At 67.5% G+C, this 17,022-nt stretch carries 19 protein-coding genes and 4 pseudogenes; 8 read left to right on the forward strand and 15 right to left on the reverse strand.

Annotation, left to right across the window (positions count from 1 at the left end):
- Nucleotides 1-447: 447 nt before the first annotated feature.
- The 14 genes from ABZT02_RS38980 to ABZT02_RS39045 form a co-directional block, all read right to left on the reverse strand.
- A complete protein-coding gene (locus ABZT02_RS38980; RefSeq protein WP_356026563.1) occupies nucleotides 448-834 on the reverse strand; it encodes a hypothetical protein in 387 nt (128 codons plus the stop codon).
- 64 nt (nucleotides 835-898) lie between these two features.
- Nucleotides 899-1,177, reverse strand: coding sequence for a hypothetical protein (locus ABZT02_RS38985; RefSeq protein ID WP_356026565.1), 279 nt, complete (start codon nucleotides 1,175-1,177; stop codon nucleotides 899-901).
- 361 nt (nucleotides 1,178-1,538) lie between these two features.
- The gene (locus ABZT02_RS38990) at nucleotides 1,539-2,330 is read right to left on the reverse strand and encodes an SDR family NAD(P)-dependent oxidoreductase (RefSeq protein WP_356026567.1); all 792 of its coding nucleotides are present in this window, start codon (nucleotides 2,328-2,330) and stop codon (nucleotides 1,539-1,541) included.
- A complete protein-coding gene (locus ABZT02_RS38995) occupies nucleotides 2,327-2,602 on the reverse strand; it encodes a dihydrodiol dehydrogenase (RefSeq protein WP_234311807.1) in 276 nt (91 codons plus the stop codon). Before ABZT02_RS38995 ends, ABZT02_RS38990 begins: the two co-directional genes overlap by 4 nt.
- A gap of 11 nt (nucleotides 2,603-2,613) precedes the next feature.
- On the reverse strand, nucleotides 2,614-3,129 hold the full coding sequence (locus ABZT02_RS39000) for a 3-phenylpropionate/cinnamic acid dioxygenase subunit beta (RefSeq protein ID WP_142165690.1): 516 nt from the start codon (nucleotides 3,127-3,129) through the stop codon (nucleotides 2,614-2,616).
- Nucleotides 3,129-4,445: an aromatic ring-hydroxylating dioxygenase subunit alpha gene (locus tag ABZT02_RS39005; RefSeq protein ID WP_356026570.1), complete on the reverse strand. Its 1,317-nt coding sequence runs from the start codon at nucleotides 4,443-4,445 to the stop codon at nucleotides 3,129-3,131. Before ABZT02_RS39005 ends, ABZT02_RS39000 begins: the two co-directional genes overlap by 1 nt.
- A gap of 4 nt (nucleotides 4,446-4,449) precedes the next feature.
- Nucleotides 4,450-5,496, reverse strand: a complete 1,047-nt coding sequence (locus ABZT02_RS39010) for a dihydrodipicolinate synthase family protein (protein WP_356026572.1) — start codon at nucleotides 5,494-5,496, stop codon at nucleotides 4,450-4,452.
- 67 nt (nucleotides 5,497-5,563) lie between these two features.
- Nucleotides 5,564-6,406, reverse strand: coding sequence for a 2,3-dihydroxyphenylpropionate 1,2-dioxygenase (locus ABZT02_RS39015; RefSeq protein WP_107447363.1), 843 nt, complete (start codon nucleotides 6,404-6,406; stop codon nucleotides 5,564-5,566).
- The gene (locus ABZT02_RS39020; protein WP_107447364.1) at nucleotides 6,406-6,657 is read right to left on the reverse strand and encodes a hypothetical protein; all 252 of its coding nucleotides are present in this window, start codon (nucleotides 6,655-6,657) and stop codon (nucleotides 6,406-6,408) included. The genes ABZT02_RS39015 and ABZT02_RS39020 overlap by 1 nt, the downstream gene beginning before the upstream one ends.
- A 15-nt stretch (nucleotides 6,658-6,672) precedes the next feature.
- Nucleotides 6,673-7,821, reverse strand: coding sequence for an alpha/beta fold hydrolase (locus tag ABZT02_RS39025; RefSeq protein WP_356026575.1), 1,149 nt, complete (start codon nucleotides 7,819-7,821; stop codon nucleotides 6,673-6,675).
- 38 nt (nucleotides 7,822-7,859) lie between these two features.
- Nucleotides 7,860-9,050, reverse strand: a complete 1,191-nt coding sequence (locus tag ABZT02_RS39030; RefSeq protein ID WP_356026577.1) for an FAD-dependent oxidoreductase — start codon at nucleotides 9,048-9,050, stop codon at nucleotides 7,860-7,862.
- Complete coding sequence (locus tag ABZT02_RS39035) at nucleotides 9,047-9,274, reverse strand: ferredoxin (protein WP_159083370.1); 228 nt, start codon at nucleotides 9,272-9,274, stop codon at nucleotides 9,047-9,049. The genes ABZT02_RS39030 and ABZT02_RS39035 overlap by 4 nt, the downstream gene beginning before the upstream one ends.
- Nucleotides 9,275-9,314: 40 nt before the next feature.
- A complete protein-coding gene (locus ABZT02_RS39040) occupies nucleotides 9,315-10,514 on the reverse strand; it encodes an amidohydrolase family protein (RefSeq protein ID WP_356026580.1) in 1,200 nt (399 codons plus the stop codon).
- Nucleotides 10,511-11,104 carry an amino acid synthesis family protein gene (locus ABZT02_RS39045; protein ID WP_356026582.1) on the reverse strand — a complete coding sequence of 198 codons (594 nt, stop codon included), beginning with the start codon at nucleotides 11,102-11,104 and terminating at the stop codon, nucleotides 10,511-10,513. The genes ABZT02_RS39040 and ABZT02_RS39045 overlap by 4 nt, the downstream gene beginning before the upstream one ends.
- A 271-nt stretch (nucleotides 11,105-11,375) precedes the next feature.
- Here ABZT02_RS39045 and ABZT02_RS39050 point away from each other — a divergent pair, with 271 nt between their 5' ends.
- The 8 genes and pseudogenes from ABZT02_RS39050 to ABZT02_RS39085 form a co-directional block, all read left to right on the forward strand.
- The gene (locus tag ABZT02_RS39050; protein WP_356026771.1) at nucleotides 11,376-11,660 is read left to right on the forward strand and encodes an FAD-dependent oxidoreductase; all 285 of its coding nucleotides are present in this window, start codon (nucleotides 11,376-11,378) and stop codon (nucleotides 11,658-11,660) included.
- A gap of 12 nt (nucleotides 11,661-11,672) precedes the next feature.
- A pseudogene (locus tag ABZT02_RS39055) lies at nucleotides 11,673-11,960 on the forward strand (transposase); the annotation flags it as partial.
- Nucleotides 11,961-12,200: 240 nt separating this feature from the next.
- Entirely contained in the window at nucleotides 12,201-13,256 is a 1,056-nt protein-coding gene (locus tag ABZT02_RS39060) for an IS110 family transposase (RefSeq protein ID WP_356026584.1), read from the forward strand.
- 44 nt (nucleotides 13,257-13,300) lie between these two features.
- Nucleotides 13,301-14,146, forward strand: a pseudogene (locus ABZT02_RS39065) (IS3 family transposase); the annotation flags it as partial.
- On the forward strand, nucleotides 14,094-14,228 hold the full coding sequence (locus ABZT02_RS39070) for an IS3 family transposase (protein WP_356026586.1): 135 nt from the start codon (nucleotides 14,094-14,096) through the stop codon (nucleotides 14,226-14,228). The pseudogene ABZT02_RS39065 and the gene ABZT02_RS39070, both read left to right, overlap by 53 nt.
- Nucleotides 14,229-14,484: 256 nt before the next feature.
- Nucleotides 14,485-14,796: an oxidoreductase C-terminal domain-containing protein gene (locus ABZT02_RS39075; RefSeq protein ID WP_356026588.1), complete on the forward strand. Its 312-nt coding sequence runs from the start codon at nucleotides 14,485-14,487 to the stop codon at nucleotides 14,794-14,796.
- 89 nt (nucleotides 14,797-14,885) lie between these two features.
- Nucleotides 14,886-15,710, forward strand: a complete 825-nt coding sequence (locus tag ABZT02_RS39080; RefSeq protein ID WP_107447373.1) for an alpha/beta fold hydrolase — start codon at nucleotides 14,886-14,888, stop codon at nucleotides 15,708-15,710.
- Between the two features lie 29 nt (nucleotides 15,711-15,739).
- Nucleotides 15,740-16,651 (forward strand): annotated as a pseudogene (locus ABZT02_RS39085) (C-terminal helicase domain-containing protein); the annotation flags it as partial.
- Nucleotides 16,652-16,759: 108 nt separating this feature from the next.
- Here the strand turns inward: ABZT02_RS39085 and ABZT02_RS39090 are convergent.
- A pseudogene (locus ABZT02_RS39090) lies at nucleotides 16,760-16,987 on the reverse strand (hypothetical protein); the annotation flags it as partial.
- Between the last annotated feature and the right edge of the window lie 35 nt (nucleotides 16,988-17,022).

The following is a 17,022-nucleotide window of genomic DNA, read 5'->3' on the forward strand; positions in this document are numbered from 1 at the left end:
TGACCTTCCGATCAAGATCAGGTTCAGGCGAAGACCACCCAGAGGGTCACTTTTGATCCGCCGTCAGAGGGTCAGAATTCAGGCGTCGCCGAGACAGGCCGGCTCTGCCCATCGGACCACGCCGCCGGCGTCGTCGTACCCGCCGTGATCACGAGCCAGAGAGCACACGATGGCGGAAGCCCGACCATTGGTGACCAACTCGGGGACGATCAGGACGGCCGCTTCCACGATGCCAACTGAGCTGCCCCACCCCACCCGCGGGGCCTGGACCCGGCGCGGTGTCAGGCCCACAGCCGCCGGCGCGAGACCGGGCAGTCGTACACGAGTGCCCGGGCTCCGCGACGTCAGCGCGCGGTGAAGACAAGCTCCGCGGTCCTACCGATGCGCCTCGATTCACGTCAGGGTCGCTGCGGTTTCTGGAGGCGTCCTTACGGAAGGCGGTGTCCCTCACGAAGTGGAGCCTGTTTTCGAGCACCCCAGTGCACCCTCAAGATCTTCGCGACGCGTTCCGGGGATGCCTGGCGGCTGGTCAAGTCGGTGATGACCTAGACGGTCTCGCGGCTCTGCTTTGCGGTGGCGCATGACCTGGGCGGCGTGTGGGAAGCCGACTCCTAGGTCGGTGACGGTCAGCACCTGCACGACCCGGGTCTCCTTACAGCCGTGCCCCTCGGTGCGGTCGTAGTACTTTGCCGTCGCCTTCTGCCAGGGCAGGGTACGCAGCTGCTCGTAGAGGTTCTTCTGGTTCCGCTTCACGGTGAAGGCGCAGTAAGTTTTCTTCTCCTCGACAAGGAAGCGGGCGTGGTCGCGCCGGGTGTGTAGCGCGTCGCCGGTCACGGGGACTCCTTGCAGGTCATAGGGGTCCAGGAAGGCGGCGAAACAGGTGATCTCGTTCGTTTTCTCAGGGACCCTGAGCTGGGTGACCGGTCATGCCGGTGCCGGTCATCGCGGCCGGCAGGTGCGCGGCCGGGATGGCACCGAGGCGCGAGCCGCGGGCGCTCTTGCCGTCGATCGCGAGTGTGCCGGTGCCGGCCAGGTCGTGGCCGAGGAGGTCGGCCAGGCCGCCGGGGCAGGTGTCTTTGATGACTCTGCGGATCGTCGCGCCGCTGGGCGGTACCCGGAGCGTCCTGCGAGGCTCAGCAGCACTGCCACGAAGGGGTGACGCTTCCCGCGCCGACACCGCGGATCGGCCAGCGTGGCCAGCCGCTCGGCCGGCGGACGCGTGGCACGGTGCTGACGAGTGGGCGACTTGACCAGACAGACGGTGGCAGGCTGACGGCACATCGAAGCTCCGTTGCGCGCAGGCGACTTGGCAAGGTCACCTCCACAACGGAGCTTCGTTGCGTCCGGTCGTGCGCCCTCCCTGCATCGTCCCCCGCTGTGACCTGCACACTCACGAGGTCACAGCAACTTGGCAATCGCCCTGCTGGGCTCATGGCGGTGCCGCAAGCACGCAGGAATGACCCCTGTGCCTGTGGCTCGCGGCCGTACCCTCGCCGTACGCCGCGCACGAGGCGCGGCCGCAAGCCACACGTGCCTCGTCAGCCCTCGATGTGCCCGCCGTCGCTGTTGATGACGACTCCCGTGACGATCCGTGCGGCAACCGGGTCGGCCAGGTAGACAAAGGCACCGGTGTGGTCCTCGGGAGTCGGCTTCACCTGGAGAGCGGTGCCGGCTCTGATGCGTTCGTCGCGGCCGCTCCTGGCCTCGACGGTGGACCCGGCCTGCCCGAGAGCGTCCAGGCCGGAGAACCTGGTGCCCGTGGTACCTCCCGGTGCGACCCCGTTCACCCGCACATAGGGGGCGAGATCCACTGAGAGGTGCTGTACCACGCCCCGCAGAGCCCACTTGGAGCTCCCGTAGAGAACACCTCCACCGGCAGGGCGGAAGGCCGATTCCGAGAGAGTGAGGGTCACGGAACCACGGGTGTCGCGCAACGCCGGCCACGCTGTGGCGACCGCGACCAGAGTGCTGAGGACATTGAGCCGCCACGTCTCCTCGGCGGCACCGACGAGCTTGTCCACGGGCAGCTCGCGGAGCGAGGCGTAATGATCGAACACGCCGACGCAGCAGGTGAGTTGATGGAGGCCTCCGCCGGCCAGGACTGCCTCTTCCACTGCTTTCGCAAGGGTGTCGGCACGGGTCGCGTCTCCTTCGACCACGTGCAGGGGCGAGCCCTCGCCCTCGCGGCGCAGTGCGGCAGCGTGCTCGGCGGACCGCTCGATCGCTGTGACCGTCGCGCCCTCTTGCAGGTAGGCCAGGGTGGCAGCCCTGCCGATGCCGGAACCGGCACCGGCGACGAGCATGCTCAGACCACCGAGGCGCCCGCTCACGGTGCCGGCCTCCTCTCCAGCAGCTCCGAGATCAGCTCCGGCTCTTGGAAGGTGAGGCAGTCGAGGGCGACCGCGTCCAGAAGGATCCTGCTGCCCCGGCGAGGCGACCAGATGTCCAGCCGCATACCGTTGCGCGTCTCGACCTTGCGGATCACGACGTCGGCGAACTCGTTCGCGATGACGATCGGCCCCTCGGCCGACTGCTCCGGGTACTGCGAGACGTCACCGACCGGCGGACGCTCGATGGTGGGTTGCTTGCTGATCTCGTCCACGTCGTGCCTCGCTAGATCAGGATGGACAGGTTGTGCGCGTTGATCAGCGCCTGGTCGAAGGCCGCCCATCTGCGGGCCAGGCGCCATCCGTCCTCCGTGCGACGGACGACGTCCTTGCGGGACAGCGAGTAGAGACTCGGTGTCGGACTGGTGCCGCGGCTGCGGTAGATGAAGCAGTTGGAGTGAACCTTGTACTCGTCGGGGTTGTCGCCCGGGTCGGCGAGGACGTTGGTGACGAAGTGCCGCGTCTGGGAGGGCGGTTGCTCCGCCCAGGCGAAGTCGGTCTCCAACCGCTGGATCCGCACCTCGAGGGTCTGCCGGTCGTCGTCGAAGATCCGCGACGTCGGCGAGAGATCCCAGACTGCGAGGCCTTCCCGGATCACTCGCAGTGGCGCTTCGTAGCGGATGTCGTCGGTCAGCATCGCCAGCCAGTCCCGGAAGCGGCGTTCGTCGAGCGCCAGCGCCTCACGGAACATGAACTCCTGGATCTCGGAGGCGGTGTCGCGGTCGACGGGTTGCTCGCCCATCACGCCTCCCCTGCCAGGTAGTCCGCCCACCGGCTCCACAGGTTCCGGAAGTTGGTGTCGTTGACGTAGGGGACGACCGCGTGGCCCGGGCCCGGGAACTCCGGGTCCGGCGCGCTGTCCATGCCCATGATGTAGGGGAAGTCGACATCGCGGACCATCGTCATCCCTGCTGCCTGGGTGACCTTCGTCCAGTTCTCGAAGTCGTCCTGTTCGAAGGTGCCCGCCTGGCCGAACGCCAAGGTGTAGGCGCGGTAGGCCTCCTTCTTGTACTCCTGAGAGGCGTTCTTGGGCACCAGGCACCAGGAGTACATCTCCATCCGGCCCGGGCCGACGGGGTGGTAGAGCCTCATGGTGACGAATCGGACCCCGATCTCGCCGGGTTCCAGGCTGAACGGCTGCATCAGGAAGGATAGGTTGGGAAAGACCGACCCGACCGCCGTCCGGGTGCGGGAGAACACCTCCACCTGCTCCGGGCTGAGCGACTGCTTCATCTCCGCCACCAGATCGTCGGGGAAACCCCCGAAAGGCGGGAAGTTCGGACCGTGTCCCAGACCGATGCCGTGGCCCTTTCCGGGAATGCTGACGGCCCAGCCCTGGCTGTGCGTCGAGCCCGAGGAGGGGAAGTAGCCGAGGTGGAATCCCCATTGGTGGGCCACCGGGGTGTGGTAGCCGTCGCCGGCGAAGTTCTCGGTACAGATCTTCCAGTCGGTGTCGGCTATCCAGTGGTCCGGCGGCCCGTGGACCTCGACCCCGCCGAGCCCGTGCTTGAGGTAGAGGTCCAGGTAGAACTGGAAGCCTCCCAGGTATTCGTCCAGGGGCGGCGCCTCCGGGTCCAGGCAGCCGAAGACAAGCCCCTCGTAGGAGTCCACCCTGACCCGGACCAGACCCCAGTCCTTGCGCTTGAGCCTGCCTTCGTAGCCCTCCTTCATGTAGGGCACGCCCACCAGTTCGCCGGAGTTCTTGTAGGTCCAGCCGTGGTACGAGCAGCGGAAGTGGGAGGCGTTGCCCATCTCCGCCTTGCACATCACGTTGCCGCGATGCCGGCACATGTTCAGGTTGGCGTGGATCTCGCCGTGCTCGTCCCTGGCGACGATGAGGTTGTTGTTCCCGATGTACCGGGTCACATAGTCGCCGGGATGGGGGATCTCGCTCTCGTGGGCGAGGAAGCACCACGTCTTCGAGAACAGCCGTTCCTGCTCCAGGTCGTAAACGGCCTGGTCGTTGAAGGCGCGGACCGGGAACCGGCCGCTGTCGATACCCTCGCGGGTCTCCTCGACCCATGCGGCGAGGGACTGGGATTCCGGTTTCGTGTTCATCCCGTCACACCTGGCTCAGAGCCTGCTTCGGGGTGCGCTTGCCGAAGCGCTGCTCGATCTCGGCCCGGATCTGCAGGTAGCGCTTCACGTGCTCGTCGGTCGTGGTCACATGTTCCTGCGGGACGAGGTCCTCGGTGTACGGCGGGCGGCACTTGCCGACGTTGAGGTAACCGGCGCCGTTCACCCGGATCTTCTCCAGCGGGATGTTGTACTTGGCGAACTCCATGAAGTCCTGGCCCACCAGGAACGGTTCGTGGGCCCAGCGCAGCCGTTCGGTGAGCCAGCGGGCGTCGTCCATCCGTCCCTGCTGGAGCGCGTCACGCAGTTCCAGGACCGGGCCGGGACCCATCGCGGTCGTGGACGACCAGGCCATGCCGACGAGCTCCTCGCCGTACATCTCCCAGGCCGGGTACCAGTCCGTCTCGATGGACATCAGAGGGAAGCTCGTCCCGGTGTGCGCCATGTCGTTGTGGTAGCGGAAGCCGACCGAGGCACCGCCGGCGTACTTGACCGCCACCACCTGCGGCAGCTCCACCAGGGTCGTGTACACCCGCCGGGGGATGATGCCGCGGAAGGCCGCGGTGTTGTCGTAGACGACGATCGCCAGCTCGGGTACGGCGGTGGCGACGTCGCGGTAGAAGCGCTCCATCACCGGGGCGACCATCTCCCCCCACATCGGCCGGCCGAGCAGCGTGCCGGTGATCCCCAGATCGGCCAGGTACTTCATCCGGGAGACCGTGTCACGGGTGTTGAGCGTGGTAGCGCCGATGAAGACCGGGAAGTCCTCGTCGACGCTCCGGACGGTCTCCGCGACACAGGCCGCGTACGCCTTCCACTCCTCCAGGGTGAGGGTGGCCATCTCGCCGAGGGTGCCGTTGAGCGCGATCGCATCGACGCCGTCGTTGATCAGGTTGCGGATCATGCGCTCGGTCTCGTCCAGGTCGACCGTGTCGACCGCGTCGACGCGCTCGGCGCCGGGCAGGGCCGGGGTCGGGGGGTAGGCCATCACACCGCGCATGTCGCGTCCGGTGATCTTGGGAAGCTTGCTCACGGTAACTCCTTCTGTAATTCCTGAATTTCTGGCGGCAGTGCGTTTTCTTGTGGGGCCTATGTGGTGGTCACAGCCGGGCTGCGGCGACCGCGGTGCCGGTGAGCCAGGCGGGTACCGGCACGTAGGCGAGGACGTCGAAGCCGACCCCGGCCGCACCCGCGGCGACAAGCCAGGTACGGATCTCGTGGGCGCCGTTGCCGGCCCGGTCGATCTCCTCGCCGGTGTACTCCGTCAGGCGCTCCGGATCGCCCGACTCCAGCCGCGCGATGAAGTCGCGGTCGAACTCCTCGTTGATGTCGCCGGATTCCGGGAGTCCGACCCAGTGCGACAGACCGCCGGTGGCGAGGACCACCACTCTCTCGGCTCCGGACTGGCTCTCCACGGCCTCGCGGATCATGCGCCCGAAGGCGTAGCAGCGCTTGGGCGTGGGCCACGGAGGGTTCACTCCGTTGACGATCACGGGGACCAGGGGGTACCTGGAGCCGGGGTCGAGGTGCTTCAGCGGGACGCAGAAGTTCTCGTCGAACTCCAGTCCCCCTTCGACCAGGGCGGGATCGAACTCCGCCCCGAGCGCGAAGGCGTACAGGTGGCTGCCCAGGGCGGCCGCGCCCGGGTACTGGTGCTGCTCGACCTGTAGAAAGCCGGCCATCTCCGCGGTCGCAGGCCCGAGATAGGAATCTCCGGTGGCGATCGCGAAGGCGGGCAGGTTGCCGAGGTGGAAGTTGGTGAAGTGCTCGACCGACACCGCGATCACGGCGTCCGGTTCGAGGTCCTCGATGCGACGACGTACGTCGGCATACGCCTGCTCCACCGTGGCCCGAGCGTCGGACGCGGCGCGCTCTGGCCACCCGGTGATGCCGGGCGAGTGGGATGCCGCGAAGGCGCCGACGATGCGGCCGTGCGTTCTCATCAGGACTTCTCTCCTCGGATCTGCGCGTAGTACGCGGCTCGGTCGACCTCCAGCTGGATCGCGCAGAAATACAGCAGGTACGGGTTGACCCTGTGCTCGTACATCGACTTGAAGTCGAGGTCCTTCATCCAGGTGCGGAACTCCCCGGTGATGCCGTAGGCGTCGAGAACCTCGTCGGGGCTCGACCGATAACGGGCCGCCACATCGGGATGCCGGCGGATGTCCCACAGGAGCCGGTGGATTGAGTACATGGCGGTCTCCGTGCCTCAGCCGAGCCGCTGGACGAACCAGTCGGCAAGGCGCGCGGTCGCGACGGAGAAGTAGTCGTAGCTGCAGTGCAGCGAGCCGGCGCCGTCGTAGATGTCGGCGGTCACGTCGTCCGTGGTGAGGGCGTCGATGAAGCGCTGGGCACCCGCGATGTCCATGATGATGTCGTCGGTGCCGTGCATCACGTAGACCGGGATGCTGAGCTTCTCGGCCACGCCGTCCAGCGTGAAATCGGCCAGCTTGCGGCGCGCCTCGGCGTCGTCCTTGGACCCCGTCAGCCACTGCAGCTGCTGCTGCAGGGGCGGGTAGAACTCGTAGAAGTCGGTGAGGATGCTCCACGTGCCGCACCAGGCCGCGACCGCCTTCACCCGCGGCTCGAAGGCCGCCGCCCGGGGAGCGTAGTAGCCGCCGAAGCTCACGCCGGCGAGTCCGATGCGGTCGGCGTCGACGTCGGGGCGCTGCTCCAGGAAGTCCAGGATGGCCGCGACGGGGACTTCGTAGTCGGGACGGCTGTAGAGCTGCTTGAAGCGCAGGGAGCTGCCGCGGCCGGGAGTGTCCACCAAGACGACGTTGATGCCGCGGTCCGGGAACTCGGAGCCGCCCAGGAAGTAGAGTTCCTCGGCCCAGGAGTCCGCGCCACCGAGGAAGAGGACCGTGGGCCGGGGCGTGTCCGAGGTGTCGGGCCGGACGAAGTAGCCGTCCATCGTCGTTCCCTCGAAGGGGACCTGGATGCGCTCGATCAGTCCGTCGGTGAGCTCGGCGGCCTTCTGGAAGTTCGCCGTCCCCTTCCTGTACGCCTGCTCTCGGCGCGGGTCGGAGGACGCGAGGAAGAACTCCGAGTGCCGGTAGTAACTGCACGACCGCTGCAGGGACCGTTGCGCGGTGGTGATGTCACCGCGTTCCAGAGCCGCCTCGCCGGCAGCCGCGACCTCTTCGGCAGTACGGCTCCATTCTCGCTGCCAGACCTCACCGTCGGTCGTCGTACGACCGATGCGGGCGGCGGTGCGCGCACACTCGAAGAGGTCGGCGCCGCCAACGGCGACCTGCGCGAGCAGACGCATCGTCTGCAGCGACCAGTCCTCGTCCTGCGGGAACAGTTCGATGATCGACAGGGCGTCACGGTTCTCGGTTATGGCTGTGCTGGTCATCTGTGTCCTTGGGTAGGGAGGCGTTGTGCTGGGGCGGGTCAGGAGGCGACCAGGCCGGACCCGACCACTTCGGGGAAGGGTGTGCGGGCAGCGACCGCCTGGCGCAGCGTGGCGAGTTGGCGTGGAGCGTTGACGCACACGGCGCCGCTCAGGAGTCCTCCGCGGCCGTAGACCGCGACGAGGGTGGTGTCGTTCTCGGCGAGGATCGCGACGTCGTCCGCTGCCCCCGGCCGGCCGACGCAGCGCAGTTTCGCGTCGAACTGGTCGGTCCAGAAGAAGGGGACGGACTCGAAGGGGCGCTGCTCGCCGAGCAGGGTCGCGGCGGCGTGACGGCCCTGCTCCACGGCGTTGGTCCAGTGCTCGACGCGCATCGACTCGTCGAATGTCCGGTTGTGCCATCGGGCCACATCCCCGGCGGCCACGACGTCGGGGACATTGGTCGCGAGGTCCGGTTCGCAGAGGATTCCGTCCCCGAGCGACACCTCGGACCCGGCCAGCCAGGATGTGGCGGGTGTCGCGCCGACGGCGACGAGCAGGGCATCGGCCGTGAGGGTCTCCCCGTCGGCCAGCCGGACCAGAGTTCGAGGGCCCTTCTCCTCGATCCCTGCGACACCCGTGGCACAGAGGACCCGGACGCCGTGTGCCTCGTGCCGACGTCGGAACCAGTCGCCCACCCCGGGGCCGAAGGCCCGGTTCATCGGCGACGCGGCGATGTCGACGACCGTCACGTCGAGCCCCAGCCCTCGCGCGGTGGCGGCTGCCTCCATTCCGATGAAGCCCGCGCCGATCACGACGAGATGACCGGAGCGCCGGAGGATCCGGAGCAGCCGTTCGGCGTCGTCGATGCCGCGGAGCTCGTGGGCACGGGTGATCCCGGCTGTTTGGGCGGGTCTGCGCGAGGACGAGCCGGTCGCGATGACCAGGCCGTCGTACGCGATCGTCCTCCCGTCGTCCAGCAGGACGACTCGACGGTGGGTGTCCAGGCCCGAGGCGGCGTGTCCGAGGCGAAGGGTGACGCCGTTCTCCGCGTACCAGCCGGAGGGCCGCAACGCCAGTTCTCCGTGGTCGACTCCGCCGGCCAGCGCCTCCTTGGACAGCGGCGGTCTGGTGTACGGAAGGTACAACTCCGCGCCCACGAGGACGAGTTCGCCTGAGAAGCCGCGTTCCCGTATCTCCTCCAGCGCGTTGACGCCTGCCAGAGAACCGCCAACCACCACGATGCGCTTCACGGTTTCGGCCCCTCGACGCGTATGGCCTGGGCCGGGCAGCAGCGGGCGGACGCCTCGGCCTTGGCTCGCAGTGCGTCGCCGGGGTCGCTCAGGCGAAGGACCGCTCTGTTGCCGTCTTCGTCGAAGTCCCATATCTCGGGGGCTTCGATGAGGCAGTTGGCGTACCCCTGGCACTTGGCCGGTTCGAAGATCACCTGGACGGACATGACACTCTTCCTGTTCACGCGGGGCACGTTCCGCTGATGGCCCCAGTCGGGGATTGCTCTAGTGACCGGCGGCGGCGAGGTGTGGCATGGCCGGCTCGACCTGCACCAGGCGCGCCGCCCTGGGTGTGTTGCGGCTGGTCAGGTTTCGCAGGACACCGGTGGTGATCACGGCGGTGATGCCGGGGATGTCCCCGATGGCCAGGGCTGCGATCGCGTCGTCGGCGGTCGATCCCCAGGGCGCGTCCATCACGACGATGTCAGCGGCTGCCCCGGCGGCGATGAAACCGGCGGGCAGGCTCCAGGTCCGGGCGTTGTTCCCGGTGGCGGCAGCCCACACCTGGGCCGGGTCGATACCGGACAGGGAGGAGAGCTCCGCCACCGTCTTGATGACGCCCAGCGGCATCACACCGGTGCCGGTCGGCGTGTCCGAGCCGATGACCACACGGTCGAAGCGGTCCTCCGCGTGGCATTTCTCGATGATCCGGACCGCGGACCGGAGATTTCCGGCCTGTACCAGCTGCAGGGCCATCCCGGTCTGCTCGATGATCGTGTCCACGCCCGCAGCCGGCAGCGACGTGGGGCCGCCGTTGATGTGTCCGCACACGTCGGGCGCGAGGTGGAGCAGGTGTTCCGGTGTGATCGGCTTGCTGCCGGGAATACTGGCACCGCCAGAGTGGCACATGACCGTGATGCCGTGCTGCTGCGCGGCGCGGACCTGGTCGTATCCGTCGGCCGGGTCCTCGTAGAGCCCGAACCCGAACTTGGCGAGGTGGACACCGGCGGCCTGGAGGTCCGCGAAGTCCTGGTCGGTCAAGCACGGTTCGAGGACGACGGACCCCGCGTGCACGGTCATGCCTCCTGGGTTGAAGCCCGCGAAGCAGGACCTGGCGGCGATGGCCAGCGCCTTGACGCCCGTGGCGTCGTGCGGTCGTCCGGGAGCGTGGATCTCGCCGGGCGAAACCACGCTGGTGATGCCGCCGTGCACATAACTGGCCAGGAAGTCGACGGTCTTCTGACGAGGTGTGTAGTCCCCGAGTACGACGTGACAGTGCGAGTCGATCAGCCCTGGGGCGATCGTCGCGCCCTGGGCGTCGACGACGACCTCGCTTGCCTTCACCTGTGCGGCCAGGTCCGCCCTCCGGCCGACCGCTGTGATCGTGCCGTCGACGGCGATCACGGTATCGGCGTCCGCGATGACGGGTTGCCGGTGGTCGCCGGACAGGATCGTGCCCGCGCCGGTGACGGCGATGCTGCTCACGACGTCGCCTTGGACGTGGCCGTGGCTTTCGCCTCGGCGGCGGTCATTCCACCCACCCGGGCATTGATTCGGCCCCGGTTGGCGACCGCCGCGATGATGACCAGCTCATCGGGGTGGGGGGCGTCAGGGAGGTGCACGGTGATCGCGTCGTAGTGGCTGCGGACCCAGATCTCGTCCTTGAAGGCGAGGGGTACGTCGATGGTCGTACCGGCGGCCCCCGCCTTGGTGACGGACGTGATCCACGCCTTGCCGCCGCCGATCGCGTCGCGCAGGGCGTTGCCGAAGGTGGAGGTGAGCGCGGCGTTGATGTGCTCCTGCTCGCCGTCGGTGCCGACGATGCCTGCCTTGCCGTAGCTCTGTGGTGCCTGGCCGAGCAGACGCACGGCCTCTTCACCGAGTCGGGTGCCGATCTCCTGGGACGCTTCTACGAGCTCGGAGAGATCGGCGACGTAACCGCGGCCGGCGAACGGGTTGGTGACCACGGCGCAGACCGCGATCTTCTTCAACGGCCCCTGGCCGTCCGTCCGTCCGGCGGCGAGATGGGTTTCCTCTATTTGGGCGAAGGTCCTACGGACGACCAGACCACTCACGGCACTTTCCTCCATTGCGGCTCTGCCTGCAGACGCTGCGGCGATGGGAAAGACACTAGGAAAGCTGCTGCCGCCACACAGTCCCCGTTCGGGTGTATTGGGCCTGCCCGGGGCCGGGACCGAGTACGGCCGAGATTCAGGAGTACTCCGTGGTCGCCCTGAAGGCGGGACTTCCCGTCGCCGCGACGGCCACCCAGGGTGAAAGGGAAACTGCTGGACATCGAAATTCGTTGGTCGTGCGCGTGGACGACTGCGGTAGCACATCTGCTACCTGCGGACGGCCGATGGCGCGGCGCCGCTACGGGAACGCCTACGAGCCGCGTCTCGTGTCGCGGTGATCGGCGGCGACTTCGCCGCGCTCGAGGTGACTGCCACGGCGACCGGGATCGGAGTGCTCACGACGGTCATCGAGGTGGCGCCGGTGCCGATGGCGCGCGCCCTCGGCGACGAGCTGGGCAGGTGGTTCCGGCGTCTGCACGAGCATCATGGTGTGGTGATGGTCTGGGGGTGCCTCTATCTGAACCGCCCCGGTTCGAATGGAGACTCGATTTCATGAAAGGATCGAGTCATGGCACGACCTTCCCGTTACCCGCTTGAGCTCCGCCGTCGCGCGGTGCGCATGGTCGCCGAGGTAGGCGACGACTACCCGAACGAGACGGCCGCCCTGCAGGCGGTGGCCGAGAAGCTCGGCATCGGCTCCCGCGAGACGCTGCGGAACTGGGTGAAGCAGCACGAGATCGATGCGGGGACACGTCCGGGGGCGACGACGGAGGAGTCCGCCCAGCTCAAAGCGTTGAAAAAGGAGAACGCCGAACTGAAGCGGGCCAACGAGATCCTGAAGGCCGCGGCGAGTTTCTTCGCGTCAATGCCATCGTTGGAGACGTCGACCCGGTGACGGTGCGACAGTGACAGGTGCCGATGGGGCTGGCTCTTTTCTTTGCTGCCCCGCCAGTTCAGGGCTTTTCGGCGATGTGCCGCCCCGTCGGCGTCCCCGTTCTTCGCGATGTGGCCTGATAGAAGCGTGCTGCTCGCCCGATTGAGGCGTGCCCCCGCGGAGAACGACGACACCTCGTCCGACTCCCGTTGGAGGCATCGCGTGATCGTGGTCGGCATCGACTCCCACAAGAAGACTCACACCCTGGTCGCGGTGGACCAGGTCGGAAGGCGTCTGACGCAGCTGACCGTGGACGCCACCGCCAAGGGCCATCGGCAAGTCTGCGCCTGGCTGGGACAGTTTGAGCAGGTCCTACTCGCTATCGAGGACTGCCGGCATCTGACCAGGCGTTTCGAGGCGGACCTACTGGTGTCGGGGTACGCGGTGGTGCGCGTGCACACGCGACTGATGGCCGGCGCGCGGCGCTCGGCCCGCGAGCGTGGCAAGTCTGATCCGATCGATGCTGAAGCGGTGGCTCGAGTCGCTCTCCGAGAGCCCGATCTGCCCAAGGCCGAGTTGGATGGCCCGACGCGCGAGGTCAAGTTGCGCTCCGATCACCGACGCACCCTGGTCCGACAGCGCACCGCCATCGCCAACAAGCTGCGTTGGTTCCTGCACGAGATCGACCCCGAGCTGGTCGTTCCCTCGCGCGGTCTAAAGCGCCTGTGCGTCCTGGACAGCTTGGAAGCGGGCCTCGTCGCCCGACGCGGAGTCGTGGCGGAGATCGCGTTGGATCTGGTCCAGGATTGTCGGCGCCTGACCCTGCGCATCAACGCGATGGAGGCCCAGCTACGGCATCTGGTTCGCGAACTGGCTCCGAATCTGCCGGCGGTGCCCGGATGCGGGGTCCTGTCGGCGGCGATGATCCTCGGAGAGACGGCCGGGGCCACTCGCTTCAAGTCCAAGGACGCTTTCGCCCGGTTCAACGGCACCGCCCCGATACCCGTCTGGTCCTCCAACACGGTTCGCGTCCGCCTCAATCGGGGAGGCAACCGCACCATCAACAACGCCCTACACATGGCTGCGGTCACCCAAGTCCGCCGAGACGGGCCCGGCGCCGCGTACTACGCCAAGCAGCTCGCTGCGGGAAAGACCGTGAAGGAGGCTCTGCGACTGCTGCGGCGCCGCATCTCCGACCGGGTCTTTCGAGCTCTGTTGGCAGACGAGGCTGCCCGTGATGACCAGCAGATCATCCAGGAACTGCCGATGGTGGCTTGACATAGAAGCATCGCCGAGCTCGACCGGCCACACACACGCTCGTAACGTTCATCGACGAGCACCGGGACCGCTTCGGCGGCGTCGAGCCGATCTGCAGAACGCTCACCGAGCACGACTGCAAGATCGCCCCTTCCACCTACTACGCCCACAAGAAACGCCTCGAAGCTCCCTCCGCCCGTTCCGTGCGCGACGAGGAACTCAAAGAGCGCATCCAAGAGGTCCACACGTCCAACTACCGCGTCTACGGGGCCCGGAAGATCTGGCGCGAACTGAACCGGCAGGGACATGCCGTGGCCCGCTGCACCGTCGAGCGCCTCATGCGCGAACTCGGCATCACCGGCGCCGTCCGCGGCAAGAAGGTGATCACCACGCTGCCCGGCGGGCAAGCCGAACGGGCGCCGGACCTGCTGGACCGCGACTTCGTCGCTGCCGCCCCGGACCGCTGCTGGGTCGCGGACTTCACCCACGTGAAGACCTGGGCCGGTGTCGTCTACGTCGCCTTCGTGCTGGACACGTTCTCCCGCCGGATCGTCGGCTGGTCCGCGGCCACCGTGAAGGAAACGGTCTTCGTCCTTGACGCCCTGCAGATGGCCGTATGGCAACGTGACCGCGACCAACACCCAGTTCAGCCAGGCGAGTTGATCCACCACTCGGATGCCGGGTCGCAATATACGAGTTTCCGGCTCGCCGAGCATCTGGACGCCGCCGGCATCGCCGCCTCGATCGGATCGGTCGGCGACGCCTACGACAATGCCCTGATGGAGAGCACGATCGGTCTGTTCAAGACCGAGCTGATCAAAGCCCCGACGGCCCTGGAAGTCTCTCGCCCAGGTCGAGTTGGCCACCGCAGAGTGGGTCGACTGGTACAACCACCGCCGACTCCACGGTGAGATAGGGCACGTTCCGCCCGTCGAGTACGAAGCCAACCACTACATGGAATCCACGAAATTCCAGGTCACAACCATAATCTGAGATCTCTATCGAACCCGGGGCGGTTCATCGACCGTGTTGGTGAGGAGTACGTCGTCTCGGTGCCCGGTCGCGAGTCGGTCCGTGCCGACCTCGTGGTCGGTGCACTCGATGCGGTGCCGGTCATTGGTCGGCTCTCCGGCAGCGGAGTGGCCGTATCCGACGGCATCGTCTGCGACTTCGCCCTGCGAACTACCGTCCCCGACGTCGTCGCTGCCGGCGGCGTGGCCCGGTGGTACACCCGTTCTTCGAGGAGGACATGCGGGTCGAACAGTGGACCAACGTGACGGAGGGACGCCACGCCGCACGGACACTGCTGGGCGCAGAGGACGCCTACGCCCCCATCCTCTATTTCTGCTCCGACCAGTTCGACGCGAAGACGCGGTTCGTCGGTCGAGCCATCGCCGCCGACGAAATCGACATCCAGACCGGCACCCATCGCAGACTCGTCGCGATCTTTGCCCGCCGCGGGCACCAGATCGGCGCGCTGTGCGTGAATGCCCGCGCAGAGCTTCCCCGGCACCGGGCCGCTACCGCGGCGCGGTCGAACGTGTCGTCACCACCGGTCTGAGACGCAATCCTGCGCCGCAGGTTCGCAAGACCCCGAATTGCCCCGTGCGGGTGACACAGAACTGCCCGCTTCGCAGGGACGATCAACATATGCCAAATAAGACTTCCTCTACGACAACCGAAGTTGTCGACGGAATCGCGCTGACGCAGGTCGAACCGGATGGCGGAGCCACCCACGCCAACCCGATCGTCTTCGTCCACGGTGGGTGCCACGGCGCGTGGTGCTTTGCCGAATGGCAGGGTTGGTTCGCCGCGCGCGGCTGGCGCAATGTCGCATTGGACTGGCGCTCACACGGCTCCTCTGCACCCATGGAGCAGCAGCAGTGGCTCAAGCGTCCCATCACTGCAGTCGCCGAAGACGTCGAAATCGCGGTCGCGCGCCTGGCTGAGACGACCGACGCTGCACCGATCGTCGTCGGACAGAGCATGGGGGGACTGGCCACCTTGACCTACGCCGCGACCACTGGTCGAGACTTGGCTGCGATCGCGCTCATGGCACCGGTGTTGCCGGGGCGTTTCGCTCCAGAACCGGTGGATCTCGCGATCGACATGGACCAGCCATGGGGGCCGCCGCCGCTGGAAGTCGCCCGCGAACTGTTCTGGCCGCGGGTCAACCAGGAGGTCGCGAAGACGTACTACGCGCGGCTCCAACCGGAGTCGCCGACGGCCGTCTGGCAGGCTACACGCTGGACTGCTGAGGTCGACGTCGCTGCGGTCCGGGCGCCGTCACTCGTAGTCGCCGCCGGCGACGACGTTCTTGCGCCGGCCGACCACGTTCGTGCCCTCGGTCGCGCCCTCGGGGCGTATGAGATCTATCGCGAGGACGCTGGTCATTGTCTGTCGCTCGACCCGGTCTGGAAGGAAGTCGCCGAGCAGACCGAAGCCTGGCTTCTCGACGTCGTCACAGGACCGTAGCTGTAGGTCCGGCCCGTACAAGCGGTGGCATGGGAACCCCACCGCCTGCGGCCTGTTCAGCCCGGCCGGCCACCTCGTCCCACCGGCTGCCGTCAGATCCTCCGCCTCGGCCGCCATTGGCACTGGGGCCATGTCGTCACCAGCGCCCGCCAGCGGGCAGAGCAGGCAAGCACTTGCAAGTCCGCGCAGTCTCGGCCAAGTTGGCCCCGTCTGCTCGAGTACTACCGCGAGTGCGTGCTGTCCGACGAGACCGATACACCGCTGATGTCTGTAGACGATCGGGAGTCCGCCTATATGTCTGCCTCTCCGGCTCGGAGCGCTTTCTGTCCGGTGATGTCGACGACGACGGCTGCATCCCCGGCCCGGCAGAGGCCAGCCTTCTGATCGAGTCCGCCACCGAACAGGAGGCCGAACTCTGGGCCGGCTACCCGGCCGTGCTCGTGACCGGACCGCGTGGCGGTCGGCCGTGGCGGCACCCGAAGTTCGCCCCGCTGCTGATCCGCCGCGTGGAGATCGTCCCCGGAGACGGCCAGGTGCGGCTCAAGCCGTACGGTATCTACGAACAGGGCCTGACGGTCCTCACCGACACCCGAGGCCGGCCGTCCCTGCCGAGGCGATCAATCTTCTGGTCGCACGTTCCCGGCCCAGCCACCCGGTCCCCGTCCGGCAGCTCTTGGGTGAACTATGACGAGATCAGACAGGTGGACAGCTTCGTACGCACGCTGCTGGAACAGCTTCCTGAGGACGCCTCGATTGGTGTGGCCACGCCGTTCAAGCCGCAAGCCGACGAACTCCGGGACCGGCTGCGGCAATACGACCAGCAGCGCGTGCGCGTCGGCACCGTACACACCTTCCAGGGAGGGGAACGCGACGTCATGGTCTTTTCCCTCGTCGCAGGCGAGGGCATGCACGCAGGCGCCATCGGCTGGGTCCACCGCCAACTCAACCTGTGGAACGTCGCCATCACGCGCGCCCGCAGCCACCTCATCGTGGTCCGGGACATGAACCTGTGGCGCGAGCGGGGTGGTGTCGCCGCCGAACTCCTGAGCGCCTTCGGCGGTCAGGTGCTTGGCTGCGTCCTGGGCCCAGTAGGGCTCCTCGTGGTCGATGCGGACCAGGACCAGGACGTTGTCGGCGACGACGGTCCAGTCGGCGGCCTCCAGGCCCAGGTGGGCAATGTGGGCCTGGGTGCCGGTCAGGACGGCGGTCACGGCGCTGGGATGGGTGGGGTGGGTGTCGAGGCGGACGTGGGCGTCGATGGGGAGTGTGGTGGTCACGTGGGGGTGTCGTCTCTTCTGCCGGTGGCCGGGTC

Origin of the sequence: Streptomyces sp. NPDC005402, from assembly GCF_040606575.1 — a bacterium.
Lineage (GTDB): Bacteria > Actinomycetota > Actinomycetes > Streptomycetales > Streptomycetaceae > Streptomyces.